1 pseudogene is annotated in these 555 nt (G+C 45.6%); it reads right to left on the bottom strand.

What is annotated here, in order from left to right:
• Positions 1 to 555 (bottom strand): annotated as a pseudogene (locus ACS8FC_RS19955) (glycerol-3-phosphate 1-O-acyltransferase PlsB); the annotation flags it as partial.

The raw sequence follows: 555 nt of genomic DNA, 5'->3' as shown, positions 1-555 counted from the left end.
TTTATTACTAATCTCAGTAATGGCGTGAGTGATTTCTTCTTCGTTTAAACTGGCGACTTGCTGCAAGATTTGCATCATATCAGGTGTCAGCACGTATTTGGCATGACTGGCGATGTCATTGATACGGTGGTCAAAGGTCAATATACCCGTTTCATCATCTTTTTGTAGATAGTCAAGACGAGTCAAAGCGCTGATAAAGCTAGTAAACAATGCGCGATCAAAGAAGTCAGGAATATCATCTGCGTACAGTACAGACAAGCGTTGTCCAAGCAGATGGCACAGGTCAACGACCTCGCTTTCGGTTAGATTGCCAGAGCCTTGCTGAGCGAGTAGGGCAAGCGTCATAAAATAACGCTCAAGGCTTTGTCCAACGGGTGTCGCCAGTACTTGTAGCTGTTGGTAGCACTTGCTATTAGACTCAGGAACACTAAGCGTGTCATCACCCAATTCAACAATCAACCCATGAGACAGTAAGCTATCGACCTTCTTGTTGAGCGTCTCAGCCAAACCATGCGCTGGGTAGTATAAGAACAGCTCACCCTGCAAGAACGGATA

This window comes from Psychrobacter sp. 1Y4 (assembly GCF_051847555.1).
The sequence above is the reverse complement of the archived record's forward strand: the minus strand, read 5'-3'. Positions and strand labels throughout refer to the sequence as shown.